The organism is Laspinema olomoucense D3b (assembly GCF_025370785.1).
Classification (GTDB): Bacteria; Cyanobacteriota; Cyanobacteriia; order Cyanobacteriales; family Laspinemataceae; genus Laspinema; species Laspinema olomoucense.
In genome coordinates, this window is sequence record NZ_JAMXFA010000007.1 from 136,191 (window position 1) to 151,438 (window position 15,248).

The 15,248-nt window shown below is 47.1% G+C and carries 15 protein-coding genes; 7 read left to right on the forward strand and 8 right to left on the reverse strand.

Annotation, left to right across the window (positions count from 1 at the left end; genetic code table 11):
- Positions 1–45: 45 nt before the first annotated feature.
- Both NG792_RS07145 and NG792_RS07150 read left to right on the forward strand, forming a co-directional pair.
- Positions 46–411: a DUF1823 family protein gene (locus tag NG792_RS07145; RefSeq protein ID WP_261196644.1), complete on the forward strand. Its 366-nt coding sequence runs from the start codon at positions 46–48 to the stop codon at positions 409–411.
- A 334-nt stretch (positions 412–745) separates the two neighbouring features.
- The gene (locus NG792_RS07150) at positions 746–1,552 is read left to right on the forward strand and encodes a TPM domain-containing protein (protein ID WP_261196645.1); all 807 of its coding nucleotides are present in this window, start codon (positions 746–748) and stop codon (positions 1,550–1,552) included.
- A gap of 136 nt (positions 1,553–1,688) precedes the next feature.
- Here the strand turns inward: NG792_RS07150 and NG792_RS07155 are convergent, their stop codons facing one another.
- Both NG792_RS07155 and NG792_RS07160 read right to left on the reverse strand, forming a co-directional pair.
- Positions 1,689–3,200 carry a WD40 repeat domain-containing protein gene (locus tag NG792_RS07155; RefSeq protein ID WP_261234955.1) on the reverse strand — a complete coding sequence of 504 codons (1,512 nt, stop codon included), beginning with the start codon at positions 3,198–3,200 and terminating at the stop codon, positions 1,689–1,691.
- 1,503 nt (positions 3,201–4,703) lie between these two features.
- A complete protein-coding gene (locus NG792_RS07160) occupies positions 4,704–4,886 on the reverse strand; it encodes a hypothetical protein (RefSeq protein ID WP_261196647.1) in 183 nt (60 codons plus the stop codon).
- A 159-nt stretch (positions 4,887–5,045) separates the two neighbouring features.
- Between NG792_RS07160 and NG792_RS07165 the strand changes: the two genes are divergently transcribed.
- Both NG792_RS07165 and NG792_RS07170 read left to right on the forward strand, forming a co-directional pair.
- Positions 5,046–5,894 carry an SDR family NAD(P)-dependent oxidoreductase gene (locus tag NG792_RS07165; protein ID WP_261196648.1) on the forward strand — a complete coding sequence of 283 codons (849 nt, stop codon included), beginning with the start codon at positions 5,046–5,048 and terminating at the stop codon, positions 5,892–5,894.
- A gap of 557 nt (positions 5,895–6,451) precedes the next feature.
- Positions 6,452–6,781, forward strand: a complete 330-nt coding sequence (locus tag NG792_RS07170; protein WP_261196649.1) for a hypothetical protein — start codon at positions 6,452–6,454, stop codon at positions 6,779–6,781.
- Positions 6,782–6,863: 82 nt separating this feature from the next.
- Here the strand turns inward: NG792_RS07170 and NG792_RS07175 are convergent, their stop codons facing one another.
- From NG792_RS07175 to NG792_RS07195, 5 genes are all read right to left on the reverse strand, one after another.
- Positions 6,864–7,802 (reverse strand): DHH family phosphoesterase, encoded by a 939-nt coding sequence (locus NG792_RS07175; RefSeq protein WP_261196650.1) that lies wholly within the window; start codon positions 7,800–7,802, stop codon positions 6,864–6,866.
- Between the two features lie 184 nt (positions 7,803–7,986).
- The gene (locus tag NG792_RS07180; RefSeq protein ID WP_261234956.1) at positions 7,987–9,027 is read right to left on the reverse strand and encodes a WD40 repeat domain-containing protein; all 1,041 of its coding nucleotides are present in this window, start codon (positions 9,025–9,027) and stop codon (positions 7,987–7,989) included.
- Between the two features lie 235 nt (positions 9,028–9,262).
- Complete coding sequence (locus tag NG792_RS07185) at positions 9,263–9,712, reverse strand: heavy metal-responsive transcriptional regulator (protein WP_261196653.1); 450 nt, start codon at positions 9,710–9,712, stop codon at positions 9,263–9,265.
- Between the two features lie 39 nt (positions 9,713–9,751).
- Entirely contained in the window at positions 9,752–10,048 is a 297-nt protein-coding gene (locus tag NG792_RS07190) for a hypothetical protein (protein WP_261196654.1), read from the reverse strand.
- Positions 10,049–10,400: 352 nt separating this feature from the next.
- Entirely contained in the window at positions 10,401–10,580 is a 180-nt protein-coding gene (locus tag NG792_RS07195) for a hypothetical protein (protein ID WP_261196655.1), read from the reverse strand.
- A 133-nt stretch (positions 10,581–10,713) separates the two neighbouring features.
- On the opposite strand from NG792_RS07195, the gene ald reads away from it, so the two are divergent.
- The 3 genes from ald (at position 10,714) to NG792_RS07210 (ending at position 13,223) form a co-directional block, all read left to right on the forward strand.
- A complete protein-coding gene (gene ald, locus NG792_RS07200) occupies positions 10,714–11,802 on the forward strand; it encodes an alanine dehydrogenase (protein WP_261196656.1) in 1,089 nt (362 codons plus the stop codon).
- 78 nt (positions 11,803–11,880) lie between these two features.
- A complete protein-coding gene (locus NG792_RS07205; RefSeq protein WP_261196657.1) occupies positions 11,881–12,474 on the forward strand; it encodes a GNAT family N-acetyltransferase in 594 nt (197 codons plus the stop codon).
- Between the two features lie 158 nt (positions 12,475–12,632).
- Positions 12,633–13,223 (forward strand): hypothetical protein, encoded by a 591-nt coding sequence (locus NG792_RS07210; RefSeq protein WP_261234957.1) that lies wholly within the window; start codon positions 12,633–12,635, stop codon positions 13,221–13,223.
- A 51-nt stretch (positions 13,224–13,274) separates the two neighbouring features.
- On the opposite strand, the gene NG792_RS07215 is transcribed toward NG792_RS07210, so the two are convergent.
- Positions 13,275–15,203: an MASE1 domain-containing protein gene (locus NG792_RS07215; RefSeq protein WP_261234958.1), complete on the reverse strand. Its 1,929-nt coding sequence runs from the start codon at positions 15,201–15,203 to the stop codon at positions 13,275–13,277.
- Between the last annotated feature and the right edge of the window lie 45 nt (positions 15,204–15,248).

Genomic DNA, 15,248 nt, shown 5'->3' on the forward strand with positions numbered 1-15,248 from the left:
TTTTTTGAAGTAATCTGATGATTTATTTTCGTTCTCTCAAGGCTTATGTCTGAATTACCTCCCCTCAACTCGGAGACGATTTGGGATATTCTCAATGACAAAATTGATGATTTGACGGCTAATCGCTTGGTTTGGCATTCTTTAGGGTATCGCTATGAGGAAACGACCCAAATTTGGAATACTGATGGGGTTGAGCCTCTCTGGCGGGAAGAGTATCCCGAACCTCCTGATTTTATCGCCAGCCGACCGGCAACGGTGAAATTGACTCGTTCTATTCCTAAAGAAAACAAGCAACTGCTAAAGGAAAAGTTGGGATTTTCGGGTTACAAGGTGGGTGAGTTGGTTCCCCGTTTAACCCGTCGCGCTACGATGGCGAATTGGTTATTAAGTTATTTAGAATCTCAACCTTAGATTGGGGGGAATCCAGTCTTTCTTTGGCTATTTTAGTTAACCCGTTGATTCATCATTGATGATTAGTAACGGGCCATCCGTCCATTAAGCCAGCCGCATTGAGATTGGATAAGTGTACTCTATAAGTTGCAAGTTGTCAACCTGTTAATTTTTAAAGGTAAACCGGGGCTAAATCTGCCGGAATTTTGATTGACGGCATTGGGGGTATAGGGCTTAATATTAAGGGAAGGTCAAAACTGTAAACAAATATTAAGATTATGAATGGCTTGGGGGTGGAGCCTTCCGTCATGCCACCCTGGTTGGATGAATCGTGAAAACTCCTATAGAGACTGCAATGCAATCAACATTTCCCAAAAAACTTCTAATATCCGTGGCGGCCTTTTTCCTGGTGGTATCAGCTTGGGCGATCGCCCCGATTTCTGCTCAAGCTTATGACAATCCAGAGTTACTGCCGGAGATCCAAACCCCGATTATTGACCTCGCCAACTCCCTGACGAGCGTCCAGGAAGAGAACTTAATCCAAGAGTTAGAGAATTTTGAAGCGGAAACCGGCTGGAAACTGAGGGTCCTGACCCAATACGATCGCACCCCAGGTCGTGCAGTTAAGGACTATTGGGACCTCAATGATAAGAGCGTCCTGCTGATTGCTGACCCTCGCGGAGGCAATCTCTTGGGATTCAATGTGGGGGATGAGCTATACCCCTTACTGCCGAGAACCTTCTGGATCGAATTACAAACCCGCTTCGGCAATCAATTTTTTGTTCGGGAGAATGGAGAAGATCAAGCGATTCTGAGCGCATTAAATAGTGTGGAAAATTGTCTGCGCCAGGGGGGATGCCTGGTGGTCCCCGGGTTGCCGAGGGAGCAATGGATCCTGACCCTGATTACTTCAACTTTGGGTGGCATCATCTTTGGATTTGCTGCACATCCCAGAAAAGATCGACAAGCGTTTTCCTGGCAATGGGCCTTAATGTTTTCACCTCTGTGGGGAATTTTATTTATTGCCTTTGGTCTGGGACCTGTGATTTCGCGAACCAGCGATTTTTTACCCTTACTGCGGAATATCCTGGGGTTTCTCCTGGGTGCGCTGGTTGCTTATTTAACGCCGATTTTAAATGGGTCCTCAACTTCTGAAACCTAGGAATTCAGAGGACAAGAAACCGGGTTTCTGGCGCTTTTTGGTGCGAATTGCTACAGATTTTCTCAAGAAACCCGGTTTGTCTTCCCCATCCTGTATTCCCGGAAGAGAGTGGCATTGGGCTGATTTGTCGGTTAATTTACTGCCATTGTCTGGGTTCTTCCCAACCGGGCTGATAGTGACGCAATAAGCTGGCATCAAGGGTGGGTCCCTCGGAGTCGATCGCGAAGGTAATGGTGGGGTCTGGATGACCTGTCAAAGTTCGTAAGAGGTCGCCCGTATCCACACTCCAGAGTTTAATCGTCTTTTCCAGACTGCCACTGGCGAGGGTTTTGCCATCGTGACTCAGGGTAACGCCGCGAACGATCCCGGAATGCGCGGCGATCGCCCGAATCAAACCACCGGATTCTAAATCCCAAATTTTAATCGTCCCATCCTGAGAACCACTGACTAATAATTGACCATTAGGACTAATTGCCAGAGAAATCGCTACATCGGTATCAATATTAAACGATCGAATTAATGCCCCGGTTTGAAGATTCCAGAGATTGAGCTTTTTATCAATGCCTCCGGTGGCGAGGATGGTCCCATCGGGACTGAGGGAAATCGGGCGAACCGTTCCAGAATGCCCACTGAGGGTCCGCATCCGTTGCCCTTGGACGAGATCCCAAATCTCAATGGTGCCATCGTAGCCGCCACTGACTAAAATTTTGCTATCTTCACTAATGGCAATGGCACTGACTCCGCTGGTATGTCCGGCTAGGGTGCGAATAAAATCCCCGCGACCCCGTTGCCAAAGATTCAATTTTTTTTCCGTACTGCCACTGGCGAGAGATTGTCCCCCCTGACCCCCAGCGATGGGATAAAAGGACCAAGAATGTCCGCAGAGGGCTTGAGTAATTTCGCGATCGCGCAGTTTCCAGAGTTTAATCGTGCCATCGTAACTGCTACTGGCAACTAGACCCCCATCGGCACTGATGGCTACGGGATAGACATAGTTCGAGGATCCCGTGAGGATGCGTAACCATTCTGTAGAAACGGGGATAGAACTTAGGGATTCCAGATAGAGATTCAGTCCGCCCATATAAAAGAGGTCATCGAGGCAGAGGCGGGCGCGACCCTCGCTCATGGCGATTAAATGGGTGGGTAAAAATCCCGCTAAAATCGGGTGATATTCTGACTGGGAGGGGTGAATCTGTTCGGGAATCAGGACAAAAATGATGGCAGATTGGTGCTTAATTTGGGAGAGGTCCAGATCCCAGACTAAGGGGGAAGTGGACTGACAAATAGCCTGAACGGAAAGGGCGATCGCCGGATTCGCTTTGAGGGTAAAATCTCCAGGGCTTTGGGATGGTGGTTGATGATCGGAGCCAATTTGAGTGACCCGGTGATCTAAATAGGTGGCGACGGCTTCTACCCCAAGCTGATGGCGCAGGCGATCGCGAAACCGTTCCGAGATGAGGGGCTCGGATTGAGCGGCGGAAAGTCTCTGTTCACAGGCGGCGTGAATTGCCCGGAAGTGTTCACCGGCGATCGTCACCTGTTCGCCATGCAAACCCGGCGACTGGCAATGCAGCAGTTGGGTACTCTTGTGATTGAGCCGTTTAATAAAATCCGCTTGTTGAAATGTTAGGGGTGTCGTCCAGTCCATTGGTTGCTTTTATCGTTCTTCCCAAAATTGTACATAGATTTTCTGAGTGGACCTTTGGCAATTGCCCTGATCGGCGATCGCCTCGGAAACAAAGCACCCTAAAAATATGAACCCACAATCACCCACTGTCGATCGGTAACTGATAACTTTCTGGCTTAAATCCAATCTAAACTATAAAATCTGTGCCAAAAAACCCGGTTTCTGGCTTCAATCTTGGATTTTAACCGAGATGAGTGTCAAGAAACCCAATTTCGTGAAACGCTGTTTCCTAAAACCAAACGCCGCTGAATTTCTAGAGGCGGGGTCAGGGGAGACACAATTAAGGTCACTGTAAAATTAATCATCATGCCAACGGTCCCGATACCTTCAGCGGAAATGCGAACTCACCAGGTCCATCCCCTAAGCTAACTGGATCCGTCATACCCGAGGACGGAGCTCAGTCCCGCCATTGAGATCCAGTGGGTAGCCGTGACGGATATGAGCTGTACAGGATAAAGGAGAGAATGACCCGTATGGTTGTCCATGCTTCTAGCGACATCAGTTAGTCTCTTTGATTGCTGTTGTGGTATTGGCGATCAAGTTTAGCCAGTGGAATGGCATAGATAAAAATAAAACCCACGAAGATTAAGATGGATCCTGGCTCGGCCATAAGCCGAAGGGTAAACCTCCAATCCGAATCAAGTTGAGGGGTTGACTGAATAAAAGGCTGTACCGAATTGAGGCTACTGCCTAAACAATGACCAGGTTGCTGATTAAAGTTGCTGATTTTGTATTAAGGGGAGTTTTGCCAAAGAAGTTTACGGTGGATACAGGAGGATGCTTTGGCTAGGGGAGATGGAGAGATATTTTTCCTGGGGAAAATATCCACAGGGTTTTGCGATCGCCAGGTGAGTAAAAGTGTGAGATATTATGGCTACAGATACGGATACAGTTTTTTGGTGGGGATCGCTGATCCAGAGTGAGGGAAAATCCTGGCGATCTCCTTCGTCTGAATCATTTTCGGCTGGGGCGTTACAAGGGCTGATTCTTGATCCCCCGGCTTAAATAACGATCGTAATTTCTTTTTTAGGGTTCTACATCCGGCAGTGGGTTGGCAACTTTTCTGCTCCTGTTCTCGTCTGGTGAGATTCACCCTAAGAGAGAATTTTTATCGGCTTTTTGTGGGTGAGTCCCGTGCATCTGTGCCGCGTGAGGTAGAGTGGGAGGAGTCGGTGGTTAATCCGCTATTCCTATCAGGGGAGATTGTCTTATTGTGATTTGTATCACACCTATGCTCAGAACTCAAACGCTATAACCCTTAGAGGACAGTCATTTAAAAATTTATTACGGAAGCCGTCCAAAAGTTTATGAAGAAATATTGCAGTTGCTTGATTTAACTGTTAAAGTATGCTCAAGGGCGACTTAAGTCCATACTCGTATCTAGGAGGCCAGCCCACCATGTACAAGAACCCAGTGGATACAGTTCGGGACTAAGAATAGGACCGAGGGGGAAATGGAAGCGTGCTACCGCGTAACATTCAACATCAAAATGCGCGAGGGCAGATTGTCAATTTCAATAATACTTGTGGATTGGGTTTCCTCAGAAGAATTGGCATCTGCGGCGTTGCATCCATCATCCTGATTAGGCTTTGGAGTATTTTCAACGGGCATTTTGTTGAAGGGGTCAGCAATTGTATAATGTACCAATTCTGAACCCCATTCATCAAAGTCTCTGCTGCTACTGATTGCATTTAACTTATCTTTCTAATCGCCCACAGGGGTGACTCTGTGAAGTGCCAAAAAATATCAACAGACTTGGCATGGAAGGAGTGGAGGGATAAGACCTCAAATATGGAGGCTTCATTTATGAACATTCAAGACAAGACGGCACTCATTACTGGCGCGTCCCGGGGAATTGGGCGGGCGATCGCCCTGGAGTTGGCACATCAAGGCATGAAACGGATCATTATCGTGGCCCGCGATCGCGACAAATTAGCGGAAGTGGAAGCCGAGATTGCTGCGGTGGGGGTAGAGGTGGTGAGTCTACCTTTAGATCTCACGCGACCTGTGGAAGTGGACATTGCGATCGCCAAAGCGTGGAAGCATCATGGGCCCATTCACCTCTTGGTCAATTGTGCGGGCGTCGCACATCAAACCCCATTTTTGCAGTCGAAATTTCCGAAAATTCAGGAAGAACTTTCCCTGAACATTATGGGAATGTACGAGATCACTCGTATGGTTGCCAAGCGCATGGCGGCAAGGCAGGAAGGCACAATTGTCAACGTTTCCAGCTTAATGGGGAAAGTAGCTGCACCCACTATGTCTACCTATTCTGCAACTAAGTTTGCTATCCTCGGCTTCACCCAAGCCTTGCGGGGGGAACTGGCGGAACATAATATCAAAGTAGTCGCACTTCTGCCCACTTTGACCGATACCGACATGGCGAAAAACTTACAATTGTTTCGCTGGGTTGTGCCGATGACACCGCAGCAGGTGGCAAAGGCATTGGTATCAGGACTCAACAAAGACTCTTCAGAGATCTTAGTGGGATGGCAAAGTCATTTAGCTGTTTTGTGCCAACGAATTGCGCCGTGGCTATTGGATAAAATGCTCTTGATGGCTTCTCCTTTATCTGGGGAGCTAGTGAAGCGCAATTATCGCCGAAATCAAGCCAGCGATCGCCTACTCACGGAGGCTGCTGCCGCATCCCGTTAGGGGGTTCCTAAAAAATTAGGTTGGCACTATTGAGGAGGGGCGATTCACGAATCGCCCCTCCTTTTGGCGTGAATTCTCAAAATGCTTCAGTCCTGTTCGGTAAACAGGGGGTGAGTTATCTTACCATAACCGCTGCCATCCGACCCATCTTGCCAAAGGCATAAAACACAGAGTTGGGCCGACCCGTTGGACCCTATCCCCTCCCCCAAATGCCTCCCCGTCTGGATTCCGTGGCTTGTTGACCCGGGACACTCGGGAATCATGTCCGTAAATTTATAAAAAATGAATTCATTGATACAATAATCCCACCACTCATGCTAGACTCATACCAATTGGAGAATAAATTCGGCGGGTAACCGAGTCAAAAGCATCAGCCAACTGTTTCGGCTGCCCCGGGATCCAAATGCTCTACGCTTGGGCAGTTATTTTTTTGACCTTTCCAAAATCTTCATTCCAGAAGAATTTAATTTTTTTGGGATGATTGTAATGACCGCTCATCATCTGTAAAATACAAACCCAATAAACATTATTCGTCTAGCGGCGAGGAGGTTGATCCCATGTTAAATGCACAACACAATTCCAAGGGAAACTTCATGGTGGTTGATTTGGCTGAGGGAGTTTTAGTCGGTTCTCTCATGCCTAAAGATAACCTCCCCGCACTGCGATCAGGTTTTGCCGGATATCCAGCCAACCCCCGATGGAATGTTATCAAATATCGGGCCTGGAAAATGGGACGGCAGTTGCGGCAGTCTCTGGATGAAGGGAATTTGGTGGTCCGTTCTACGGATTTGATGTTAGTTCCGGCGCAAGAAAGTTCCGCAACTCAGATTGGGAAGGTGAAGGCACAGAGCGATCGCTTTCTAACAACTCCAATGGTCCTGGCTTAACTCAAATTCATGAATTCAGAATCTTTCCCTAGAAGGAGCGATCGCAGTTAAAGCGATCGCTCCTTCTCATTTTATCTGGGCTTTAACCCGGAGCCGTAATGCGATCAATTAAAGCTTGCTTCACCTGTTCCGCATTGTCATTTTCAACTTGGCAAGTGCCTGCATTGGCATGACCCCCACCGCCATATTCCAGCATCAATGCTCCAATATTGAGATTTGAGGTGCGGTTTAAAATGGACTTACCCACGGCAAACACCGTATTTTGTTGTTTGAGTCCCCACAGAACGTGCATGGAAATATTGCAGGCGGGATACAGCGCGTAGATGGTAAACCGATTCCCCGCATAAATTGTCTCTTCATCCCGCAAATCCAGGACCACTAGGCTGTTATAAACCGTGGCACAGTCTTTAAGTTGCTGATTAAATTTATCTTGGTGTTCAAAATACAGTTCAGACCGTTCTTTGACATCAGGAAGCTGCAAAATTTCATGAATGCTATGATTTCTACAGTAATCAATTAATTCCATCATTAATTGATAGTTAGAAATGCGGAACTCTTTAAATCTCCCTAAGCCGGTTCGAGCATCCATCAGAAAGCTCAAAAGCACCCATCCTTGAGGATCTAAAATCTCAGACCGTTCAAATTGAGCCGAGTCTGACTTATCTACCGCTTCCATCATTTCGGTGGAGATGGTGGTAAATTTTTCCGGTCCGCCAAAGTAGTTGTAGACTACTCGGGCAGCAGAGGGAGCCTTTGCATCGATAATATAGTTATCTTGAGCGTCTTGGTTGCGGATGGTTTCGCTTTCGTGGTGATCGAAGACTAAATGAGCAGTTTTGACGTAAGGTAAATTGGTGGTAATATCGCGATCGCTGATTTCAATTTTGCCATCCTGCATATCTTTGGGATGGACGAATTTAATCTCATCGATGAGATTCAGTTCCTTTAACAGAACAGCACAGACTAACCCATCAAAATCACTACGGGTTACTAATCGGTACTTGTGGTCGTCACTTGTCATATTTCCCCCAGTTGGATCAGTATCGGTTTATTTTCGCGATGTTTCTCTATTGAAACCGATCTGTTCTCTACTGTCTAGGACGTCCGTACAGAATGAGGAAGACAAACCGGGTTTCTTGACAAAATCTTTGCCAATTTGTAACAAATTAGGGTCAGAAACCCGGTTTTTTGTCTCCTGGATTGAGTTAGGGACTGTCTGAGGCGATCGCATCTTCATTGGGCCCTATGCCACCCCGCCACAAGTTGACGATTCGGTCTAATCCCCCGGTGGCGAGGGTTAGTCCATCGGGATACCAGGCGATCGCCTGTGCCCAATCAGACTCGGCTGAAATAAACCCGACTGCCTCTCCCGTATCAAGATTCCAGAAGCGAATACCATCCTCAGAGGCACTGGCAAATAGTTGACCATTCGGGTTAATTTTCAGCGACTTAATCCAAGTGGGATGATCCACCAAGCTGTAAAGCAGTTCTCGGTTCACTAAATCCCAACATTTAATCGTGGCATCAAAACTCCCGGCAATTAAGCGATTGCCATCGGGGGTAAAATCTAAGGTGGTAATTCCGCGATCGTGTTGAAAGGAAGTCGTGAGGGGATTGCCGACAATGGCGGTTCCTTCACTGGGAATTACGGGCCATAAAATAATATTACCCTGATGAGTTCCGGCGGCGATCAGTTGTCCATCCCCGCGAAAAGCTACGGAATAAATCGGTTGTAAATTTAATAAGACTCGGATGAGTTGGCGATCGCCCAAATCCCAAAAGCGAATTCCATCTAAACCGCCACTGACTAAATTACGTCCATCGGGGGAAATTGCCAAGGAAACGACGTTACTTCGATGTTCTAAAAATCGATGTAATAATTTACCTTCTTGGACATCCCACACTTCGATCGCCCCGCCATCTGCGGAACTGACGAGGGTATTTCCATCGGGAGAAAAAGTCAGGGCAAGGACGCGATTTTGAGAGGTTTTCCAGTGGCGAATTCGTTTTTCTTGTTGTAAATCCCAGATTTCAATTCTCGGATCATTTCTACCACCGCCCAAGGCAATAAATCGGCCATCGGGACTAAAGGCTAAAGATTGAATTGTAGCGGATTCTCCTTCGATCGCCAGCAATAATTCTGGGTTGTCCCAACTCAGGGGAATGGGGCGATCGCCTTGCCCTTGGAATTGGGGATTAGCGGCTGTACCTCGGGATAATGGGGACTGCACAGAAGAGTTAGGCATCTGGGGTTGAGGAGTCGCCAGAGTTCTGTCCCCCAGGGAAAACAAGGCAGTTCCCAGCAGCAAAGGGAAGGCCGGAATATAGGCAAGTAACCCAGCAATTAAACCCTGAGTTAGGACAGGGTTTTTTAATCTGAATCTCTCCATTCAGGTCACCACTAATCGATTCAGAACTTATGACTTAACAGTATTAATTCAAACTCTCCCTCAGTCATCGGATCGAGATTTTGGTTAGAAATCAGTCTTGATGATGATGACAGTCTGGCTGAATATTCGGGCATATCGTATGAGCAATTTGGTCATCGGGGGGGTGTTCTTGCCAGCCCTTGAGGATGCCTTGCAATTCCGAACGGAGGGTTTCTAAAGACCGAATTTGTTCATCAATTGCAGCAACTTTGGCCTCTAAGTGATGGCGAACTTCTCCACAAGGCAACTCGCCGCGATCGTGAACCTGCAAAATATCTTTGATTTCCGTTAGAGTTAAGCCCAAAGATTGCGATCGCTTAATAAAAGCCAACCGATTCAGAACCGTAGAATCGAAGATTCGATAACCCGAGTCTGCCCGTTCTACGGTGGGTTCCAACAGACCAATTTCTTCATAGTAGCGAATCGTCTTCACCGGCAATCCTGAAGTGGCAGACACTTCGCCAATTTTTAGGGATTTTTCACCCACCAGAGTTTCCATCATCTTGCGGTTGAGGTGAACGGTATTACGACCCCCCAACAGTTATTGCGGGGGATATTTTTTAGCCGTCATTAATAAGGGGAGGGGTTGACGAGAAGAAGCCGGGGGGAGATAATGTTCCGGCACTCGTTCCAGATCTAAAGGCTGACTGCGCTGGAGTTGCCACCATCGTAAAGCCAAAGCCACGCTGACCAAAACAATACCAAAACTAAATAGAGAAACGCTTTGGTCAATTCCTCCGAGGGCTGCATCTACGGCACCGACAATCACGATAAAGCTAGTAATAGGTTCTTGACGGTAGGCCGACTTTAGAAATCTAATCAATCCAGGATTCATCATAGTTACTGTTTTTTCTGCGCGGGTAATTTTTCTCTATGGTTAAGATTTAAAGTTGACCCCCAAGTTTAGGCCGAGGGCAATACCGCTTCCCCTTGTCATTGTAACCTTTCAAGGGCTGATTGTACTGTACGGTTTGGGGGGTTTAGCTCAAAAGGGCGATCGCCTCCCCCGACAATCGGTGGGTGAAACGCCGAGTCCAATGGGGTCAACCTACTGATGGTTTCTGCCCCTGGCGATCGCATTCCGGAGTTCTTTCAATTCCCCCGGGAGGTTTTAAACCCTAGCGGATTAGCGATCACCGACTCCAGGGGTCGGATGGGGATTGCCCATCCGAACTGTTTCAGGAGATGACCTAATTGAGGCCCAACCAGGACAGCAGTCCTTGTCCCGTGAGGTATTCGATCAGCAGAGTCAGGGCAAAACCAATCATCGCCGCCCGACCATTCAAGCGTTCAGCATACTGATTAAAGCCAAATTTTGGTTCTTCCAGCTTCGGGGTAACGGTAGGTCCGATAGGTTGGGGTTCTGTCATGGTGAGTCGGTTAATTTACAATTCTTAACGATTTATCATCTTCTATTGTAGGGAGGCGGACTCATTCGTCAACAACAATCCTTCTAAAATTTCCTAAATTAAGGTATTACAACGGAACCACAAGAGGTGATTCATGGAAATCGGTGTCCCAAAAGAAACAAAAGATCGGGAATATCGGGTAGGGTTGAGTCCGAGTAGCGTCAGAGTGCTCACGGAACATGGACATTCCGTATTTATCGAAACCCATGCGGGAGTGGGTTCGGGATTCAGTGATCAAGAGTATGTGCATAGTGGGGGGAAAATTGTCTCCACGGCGAAAGAGGTATGGAGTCGGGAATTGGTGGTGAAGGTGAAAGAACCCTTACCGCCGGAATATGGGTATTTGCACAAAGACCAACTGCTGTTTACTTATCTCCATTTAGCTGCCGATCGCCAATTAACCGAGACCCTGATGGAATCTGGTGTCTGTGCGATCGCCTATGAAACCGTCGAACTACCAGATAGACGACTCCCTCTACTCACCCCCATGAGCATTATCGCCGGTCGTCTCTCCGTGCAGTTTGGCGCGAGATACCTCGAACGGCAACAAGGGGGACGGGGAGTCTTGTTGGGAGGCGTTCCCGGCGTCAAACCGGGCCATGTGGTGATTTTAGGCGGCGGAATTGTTGGGACAGAAGCGGCAAGGATGGCAGTCGGCATGGGGGCACGAGTGCAAATTTTGGATGTCAACATCGATCGCCTCGCCTATCTCGAAACATTATTTGGGTCCCGGGTCGAACTGCTGTATAGTGAGTCCTTACAAATCGAGGCAACCGTTCCCGATGCCGACTTACTCATTGGTGCAGTCCTCGTTCCCGGACGTCGTGCTCCGATTTTAGTCCCGCGTCACTTGGTGGAAACCATGCGTCCCGGGTCAGTAATTATTGATGTCGCAGTGGATCAAGGCGGTTGTGTGGAAACCTTGCGTCCAACTTCCCATACAAATCCTACTTATATTGAAGCCGGAGTTGTGCATTATGGCGTACCTAATATGCCCGGTGCCGTCCCTTGGACAGCAACCCAAGCCCTTAATAATAGTACCTTACCTTATGTGGTGAAATTAGCAAATCAGGGTATCAAAGCTTTAGAACTTGATGAGGCTTTAGCCAAGGGTTTGAATGTCAAAAACCATCAACTGTTGCATCCTGATGTCCAGCATGGTTTCCCTGATTTAGTTCCTTAGAAATCAGAAAAAGCTAGAGGATTTTGAGAAACTCCTCTAGCCGAAGGTGTGGGAAACTGAGACAGAAAAGGGAAAAAAATGACAATTTTTTTGGAAACTGAGCGTTTAATCCTGCGGTATTTTAACAAAACTGATGCTCATCACCTTTTAGAATTAGATAGTGACCCAGCGGTGATGCGCTACATTAATGGCGGGATTCCCAGTAATTTAGCCGATGTTGAAGCATTGCTAGACAGAATTTTAGACTATTATGAAAAGTATGAAAATTTTGGGTTTTGGGCCACTCATGAAAAAGTCAGCGGAGAGTTTATCGGCTGGTTTCACTTTTACCCCGTCACCACCAATCCCTTTGGGATACCCGAGAATCTCTTCCGAGAGGGGGAGACTTCTCTAGGATATCGATTCCGGCAGTCCAGTTGGGGGAAAGGATATGGCACAGAAGGAGCGCGATCGCTTCGCAATAAAGGGTTTAATGAGTGGGAGGTAGAGAGAATCATCGCTTGGGCATTACCAGCCAATCAAGCCTCTATTCGAGTAATGGAAAAAGTCGGCTTAAAATTTGAAGGTAGTTATCAATTGAAGCTTGAGCATTTACCGGCCTTAAAACACCCCGAGGAACGGCTGCTTTTCAAGTATGGGTGTGATAACACTAAACTTTTATCCAGAGAATAATCCAAATTTTCTCCTATTCTGCCGCCAAGAAACCGTTTTGTGAAGCCTGTGATGTGTGGTATAGTCAACCGGAACGAGTCGGGAATGTTAAGGGTCGATTTTATCGGCATTTTTTGATATTAATTTAGGATGAAAACTATTTCAAAGCAGCAGAACTGGTGAAGGCAAACACCCGCCTTTACAGTCCCAGTATAGAAGTAGAATTTCAGCGTTGTCCCTATTGTCAAACCAGCGAGGTGGTCATGAAATTGAGCCGAGTTGGGTTAGATTCTCAGGGGGGATTGACCTTCAAACCAATTCAAATCGGCATGATAACTCAGCGTCAAGCTCAACAGTTTATAGAATGGTCTCATCTTCAATCATGGCAAAAACCACCAGATTCGGCGGCAATTTTAGCAGAGGAAAACCCAGCGATCGTCCAAGAGAGTGAGCAGTTTTTGTTCCACGGATTGCGAGATAATCAAATCCAAGATATCATCGAACAACTGGCACAGTATCGGGCGATTAAAACCGCCTATTTTTTGCAAAAAGAGGCGCAAACTTTGCCAAAAAAGCCTTTGTATATTTTAGGAGTCGTTCGTCGTCGCCCTCTGGGGTATGAGTCAGAGATAGCGGATATCATGATAGTCCATCAACTTTATGGTGAGATGGAATTACCGGAAGAAACCATGATTGTGGCGTTGAATAAAGATAAAAAACTTGAAAAAAAGATGAAACAAATACCAGGGTCTATCATTTACAAATCTTAGCCAGTGAGCCTCGATTGAACCCTTATTGATGAGGGAAGGACGAGGAATCACTTAAGTTGGGTCGGAGGTATGGCGCAGGGGCAGGGTAATTTCAAAAGTAGTGCTAACTCCTGGTTCTGAACGACAACTGAGCGTGCCGTGATGCTTTTGGACAATCATCTCATAACTGATATACAACCCTAATCCGGTCCCATGCCCTACAGGTTTTGTTGTAAAAAATGGGTCAAAAATTTTATTTTGAACTGCCGGAGGAATACCGCCACCATTATCGGTAATAGTAATCTGAATTTGCTCGCCTTCTAGTTCCCTTGTCTGGATGTGAATCCTTCCCAAATTATCGGGTGTATTGGCTTCGATCGCATCAATCGCATTGCTGAGAAGATTCATAAACACTTGATTGAGTTCCCCCGCCAAACATTCAACTGGAGGGAGTTTACTGTAGTCTTTGATTACTTCAATATGGGGAGGTAGAGACTCGGAACCCTGGATTCGATGTTGTAAAATCAGCAGGGTACTTTCCAATCCTTCGTGAACATCTACCGCTTTCAACTGAGCTTCATCTAACCGGGAAAAATTCCGGAGACTCATGACAATCCGCTGGATGCGATCGGCCCCGGATTTCATAGAATTTAGGAGTTTAAATAAATCTTTTTTAACAAAGGGTAAATCAATCTGAGCTTCCATCTCTACAATTTCAGGGTCAGGTTCGGGATGTTTTTCCTGATACAGGGACAACAGATCCAGGATATCGCGGAAGTAGTCTGTAGCGGGAGAAAGGTTGCTATAAATAAAACTCACTGGATTATTGATCTCATGGGCAATGCCCGCGACTAACTGCCCCAAACTGATCATTTTTTCATTGTGAATCAATTGACCTTGGGTTTGCTGGACTTGGCGTAAAGCAGTGGCGAGAGACTCGGCTTTTTCTTTTAAATGAACTTCTTGCCTTGTGAGTTGTTCGTTCGCTTGGGAGAGTTGCTGGGTGCGTTGGATGACCCTATATTCTAGTTCTGCTTTGGCTTGTTGTAAGCCTTCTAAAGCATGACGGCGTTCTTGGAGTACGGCAATTAGAACCAGGGTGGTGACTGAGATGACGCCAATAAAGGATTCTAAGAAGAGGAGAGAGGCGTTGAGATTGTCGCGGACAAAGGAACTGCGATTGAGAATGGTTCCGGCGATCGCCATTAATCCCGTCAAGGCGATCGCTAATGTGGTCCAGCGTTCCGAAAACCGAAATGCCGCCCAACCTAACAAGGGAATCATTAAATATTCCACGGGATATCCATACCAAAAGGCTAAACTCACCACTCCATCAAAAAGCAAAAACCAAGTCAAACTTTCCAGACGTAGAGACTGCAATTCCTGCCCCACAATTTTCCCCAAGTGAGAGAAAATTCGAGTCCCGTTGTTCTGTGGGCAAGTCTGGCTTAAAAAGTGGTGCCAAGTCAACAAAACCGGCGTAAAAATTAGCACACCGGCCACATTAGACACCCACCAAGTCACCCAAGCCTGTGCAAAATTTGACCACTCTACCCATTGCGCCACACAAAGGGCCAAAATGCCCACGGTGGCACTAATAATTTGAGCGGCGATCGCCCCACAACCCACAAAAATAAACACCTCATTCGCCCGATGAAACGGATACCGCGTGTGAGTCAAGCGGCGAATCAAAGCGCCCCCCCACAGTGGAGTGAGGGTATTTCCCACCGCTGTGACTCCGGCGATCGCCAGACTAACCGGGGAGGGATCCACCAGTACCGAAATGCCAAAAGAACCCAAAGTAATACTGGGCCAAATCCGGTTTCCCCAGACCAGAACTGCCCCCAAACCCACCCCGGCGGGAATCCAAACTGCGGTGACACCCCCGGGGAGAACGGCTAACTTGAGTCCAAGGATGCCTAAAACACAGTAAACAAAGGCGATCGCAGCAATTAATATGAGATTTTGCCGCAACTGAAGCGGGCCTAGTCTTCTCTTCATCTGACACTCCGTGGAGGAACTCTCATTATCAAAGACTCATTAATT

Excerpts from the sequence above, each read along its gene's own strand:
- NG792_RS07145 (WP_261196644.1), top strand. The coding sequence starts at position 46 with ATGTCTGAATTACCTCCCCTCAACTCGGAGACGATTTGGGATATTCTC.
- NG792_RS07150 (WP_261196645.1), top strand. The coding sequence starts at position 746 with ATGCAATCAACATTTCCCAAAAAACTTCTAATATCCGTGGCGGCCTTT.
- NG792_RS07155 (WP_261234955.1), bottom strand. The coding sequence starts at position 3,200 with ATGGACTGGACGACACCCCTAACATTTCAACAAGCGGATTTTATTAAA.
- NG792_RS07165 (WP_261196648.1), top strand. The coding sequence starts at position 5,046 with ATGAACATTCAAGACAAGACGGCACTCATTACTGGCGCGTCCCGGGGA.
- NG792_RS07170 (WP_261196649.1), top strand. The coding sequence starts at position 6,452 with ATGTTAAATGCACAACACAATTCCAAGGGAAACTTCATGGTGGTTGAT.
- NG792_RS07175 (WP_261196650.1), bottom strand. The coding sequence starts at position 7,802 with ATGACAAGTGACGACCACAAGTACCGATTAGTAACCCGTAGTGATTTT.
- NG792_RS07180 (WP_261234956.1), bottom strand. The coding sequence starts at position 9,027 with ATGCCTAACTCTTCTGTGCAGTCCCCATTATCCCGAGGTACAGCCGCT.
- NG792_RS07185 (WP_261196653.1), bottom strand. The coding sequence starts at position 9,712 with ATGATGGAAACTCTGGTGGGTGAAAAATCCCTAAAAATTGGCGAAGTG.
- NG792_RS07190 (WP_261196654.1), bottom strand. The coding sequence starts at position 10,048 with ATGATGAATCCTGGATTGATTAGATTTCTAAAGTCGGCCTACCGTCAA.
- NG792_RS07195 (WP_261196655.1), bottom strand. The coding sequence starts at position 10,580 with ATGACAGAACCCCAACCTATCGGACCTACCGTTACCCCGAAGCTGGAA.
- ald (WP_261196656.1), top strand. The coding sequence starts at position 10,714 with ATGGAAATCGGTGTCCCAAAAGAAACAAAAGATCGGGAATATCGGGTA.
- NG792_RS07205 (WP_261196657.1), top strand. The coding sequence starts at position 11,881 with ATGACAATTTTTTTGGAAACTGAGCGTTTAATCCTGCGGTATTTTAAC.
- NG792_RS07215 (WP_261234958.1), bottom strand. The coding sequence starts at position 15,203 with ATGAAGAGAAGACTAGGCCCGCTTCAGTTGCGGCAAAATCTCATATTA.